Genomic DNA, 3,190 nt, shown 5'->3' on the forward strand with positions numbered 1-3,190 from the left:
CAGGCTGGCCCCGATCAGGAGCAGTACGGCCGTGGCGCCGAAGAGCAGCCCGGTGCGGGGGCGCGCATGCGTTCGGGGTGCGCCGTGGACGGGCGCCGTGCGCGGGCGCCCGGCGTGCACACGCCGGGTGAAATACACCCCGTGCAACTGCCCGCGGCACGCGACCGCCCGGAATGTGTCCTCCAGGGCCGCGGCGGGGGCGATTTCAAGCCACCGAAGGGGCGCCGCGGGAGCGCCTCGCCGGAAAATCGCTCGGAAAACTTCTGCTATTCGGCCAACCGCGAGCCGCACCCGGGCCTACGCTGATGCGTGACACCGGTGGGGGCCGGTGTTGATTCAGGGGTCGAGACAAGTCGGGTACGACGTCCGGTCCGGGGTAGTTGCAGAGATGTCACGGCGGCGGCCGGGGCGCCTGCGGATCACCCGGTCCGGGCGCCGTACCCGCCGTCGTCCGTTCCCCGACCCTTGGGGGTTTTGTGGTCCGTATCCGGGTACTCGTGGTCGACGATCACCGCATCTTCGCCGAATCTCTCGCCGCCGCGCTCGCGGCCGAACCGGACGTGGACGTGTCCGCGGCCGGCAGCGGCCCGGCCGCGCTCCGCTGTCTCGAACGCGCCGCGGCCGAGGGGCGCCGCTTCGACGTGCTGCTGGTCGACGCCGACCTGGCCGCCGTCGCCGGAGCCGTCCCCGCCCAGCGGGAGCCCGGCTCCGGGCCGCCGGCCGCCACCGACGGAATCGCACTGGTGGCGGGCGTACGGGTGTCCCACCCCGGGGTCCGTACGGTCGTCCTCGCCGAGCGCGACGATCCCCGCCGTGCCGCCCTCGCGCTCCAGGCAGGGGCCTCCGGGTGGGTGGCGAAGGACTGCTCCCTCTCGCGGCTGCTGGCCGTCGTACGCGGAGTCCTGCGCGAGGAGACGCACCTTCCGCCCGCGCTGCTCACCGGAGTGCTCCGTGAACTGACCGCCGCGCGCAAGCACCGTACGGACAGCGAACGGCTCGTGGAGTCCCTCACGCCCCGCGAACACGAGGTGCTGCGCTGCATGGTGGCGGGGCTGGGCCGCAAGGACGTGGCCGCGCGGCTGTTCCTCTCCCCGCACACCGTCCGCACCCACATGCAGAACGTGCTGGGCAAGCTCGGGGTGCACTCCACGCTGGCCGCCGTCGCCCTCGCCCGGCGGGCCGGGGTGCGTCCCGCGGACCTGCCCGGACTGCCGGGGGCTGGACTAGCCGGGGACGTTGTCGAACGGAGCGGTCAACTGGCGTAGCAGCGCCGCGAGATCACCGCGCTGGGTGCGCGAGAGCTGGGCCAGGATCGCCCGTTCCTGGGCCAGCAGCCCGGCGAGCGCCTGGTCGGCGCGGTCGCGGCCCTCGGGAGTGAGGCGGACCAGGACCCCGCGCCGGTCGCTCGGATCCGGCAGCCGTTCGACGAGGCCCTTCTTGGCGAGCCGGTCGATGCGGTTGGTCATGGTGCCGGAGGTGACCAGAGTCTGCGTCAGCAACTGCCCGGGGGAGAGCTGGTAGGGCGCGCCGGCGCGCCTCAGCGAGGTCAGGACGTCGAACTCCCACGGCTCCAGGCCGTGCTCGGAGAACGCCAGCCTGCGGGCGCGGTCGAGATGGCGCGCGAGCCTGCTCACGCGGCTGAGCACCTCGAGTGGTTCCACGTCGAGGTCAGGGCGTTCCCGCCGCCATGCCGCAACCAGTCGGTCGACCTCGTCCTCCATGCGGATCAGTGTAAAGGGTCTGTCGATGTGAAGTCTCTTCAAATCGAGTATCTCGATGTCATGCATCTTGACGTCGAGATATATTCTGCGCGACCATGGGGCATGGAGGGGGCCGGAGCAGCTTCCGCTTCCGACCGCACCGCCCGCAAGGAGGCTCGAACATGCATTCCGATACCGCGTCGGCCAGGACCCCGGCGTCGACCACGGCAGCCGCCGCCCCCACCGCGCCCGCCGCTCCCACATGGGACCCGCAGCAGTACCTCCGGCACGCCGGCCACCGAGCCCGGCCGTTCCTCGACCTCCTCGGCCGCATAGCCGAGCTCCCCACCGAGCCCGCCCGCATCGCCGACCTCGGCTGCGGCCCCGGCAACGTCACCGCCCTGCTCGCCGACCGCTGGCCCGAAGCCCGCATCACCGGATACGACCTTTCCCCGGAGATGCTGCACCGCGCCACCGCCGAGCACGCCGGCCCCACCCGGGGCGGCGGCCGGCTCGACTTCCACCGCGCCGACCTCACCGACTGGCTCCCCGAGGAGCCGTACGACCTGATCGTCTCCAACGCCGCCTTCCAGTGGGTCCCCGGGCACGCGGGCTCCTTCGCCGCCTGGATCAACGGGCTGCGCCCCGGCGGCACGTTCGCCTTCCAGATCCCCGGCAACTTCACCGCGCCCAGCCACCGGATCCTCGCGGACCTCTGCGACACCCCGCGCTGGCGGACGCGGCTCGCCGGACACGGCGCCCGCTACGTCCACATCCTCCAACCCGACGGCTACCTGGCCCGGTTCACCGAACTCGGCTGCACCGCCGACGTGTGGGAGACCACCTACCACCAGTTGCTCGAAGGCCCCGACCCCGTACTGGACTGGGTCAAGGGCACCGCGCTGCGGCCCGTGCTCACCGCACTGGGCGACGACCACGAGGCCGAGGCCGCGTTCATCGCCGAATACCGCACCCTGTTGCGCGAGGCCTACCCGTCCGGGCCCCGTGGCACAGTCTTCCCGTTCCGCCGCATCTTCGCCGTAGCCCGCAAGGAGGCCTGACCATGCTCGCCGCAGTCGACCACGTCCAGCTCGCCGCACCGCCCGGTTCGGAGGACCGGCTCCGCGCCTATTACACCGACGTCCTGGGCATGACCGAGATCCCCAAGCCGCCGGTCCTCGCGGCGCGCGGCGGCTGCTGGTTCGCCGCCGGCCCCGTACAGCTCCACCTCGGCGTGGAGGAGGACTTCCGCCCCGCCCGCAAGGCGCACCCGGGACTCAGGGTCACCGGCATCGAAGCCTTCGCGCAAAGACTGGAGGAGCGGGGCGCCGAGGTCGTCTGGGACGACAACCTGCCGGGGCACCGCCGCTTCTACTCCGAGGACCCCGTCGGAAACCGGCTCGAATTCCTGGAGCCGCACGATCCGCAGCGCCGCAGCCCGGACCCGGAGCCGTCCGGCGCGCCGCTCCCCGGGGCTCCCGGATCGAAGC

General features: G+C 72.6%; 4 protein-coding genes. 3 read left to right on the forward strand and 1 reads right to left on the reverse strand.

The genetic code is table 11. The annotated features are described in order from the left end of the window. Nucleotides 1–476 precede the first annotated feature (476 nt). The gene (locus ACWGDE_RS37625; RefSeq protein ID WP_453393580.1) at nt 477–1,265 is read left to right on the forward strand and encodes a LuxR C-terminal-related transcriptional regulator; all 789 of its coding nucleotides are present in this window, start codon (nt 477–479) and stop codon (nt 1,263–1,265) included. Here the strand turns inward: ACWGDE_RS37625 and ACWGDE_RS37630 are convergent. Continuing rightward, nucleotides 1,224–1,721 carry a MarR family winged helix-turn-helix transcriptional regulator gene (locus ACWGDE_RS37630; protein WP_453393581.1) on the reverse strand — a complete coding sequence of 166 codons (498 nt, stop codon included), beginning with the start codon at nt 1,719–1,721 and terminating at the stop codon, nt 1,224–1,226. The genes ACWGDE_RS37625 and ACWGDE_RS37630 overlap by 42 nt on opposite strands. Nucleotides 1,722–1,882: 161 nt before the next feature. Between ACWGDE_RS37630 and ACWGDE_RS37635 the strand changes: the two genes are divergently transcribed. Further along, nucleotides 1,883–2,761, forward strand: a complete 879-nt coding sequence (locus tag ACWGDE_RS37635; protein ID WP_453393582.1) for a trans-aconitate 2-methyltransferase — start codon at nt 1,883–1,885, stop codon at nt 2,759–2,761. A 2-nt stretch (nt 2,762–2,763) separates the two neighbouring features. Further along, a partial coding sequence (locus tag ACWGDE_RS37640) for a VOC family protein (protein ID WP_453393583.1) occupies nt 2,764–3,190 on the forward strand: 427 nt, incomplete at its 3' end.

Source organism: Streptomyces sp. NPDC054956 (assembly GCF_053609185.1).

What these genes read in the sequence shown, in the direction of transcription:
- ACWGDE_RS37630 (WP_453393581.1), bottom strand. Translation starts at nt 1,721, where the DNA reads ATGGAGGACGAGGTCGACCGACTGGTTGCGGCATGGCGGCGGGAACGC.
- ACWGDE_RS37635 (WP_453393582.1), top strand. Translation starts at nt 1,883, where the DNA reads ATGCATTCCGATACCGCGTCGGCCAGGACCCCGGCGTCGACCACGGCA.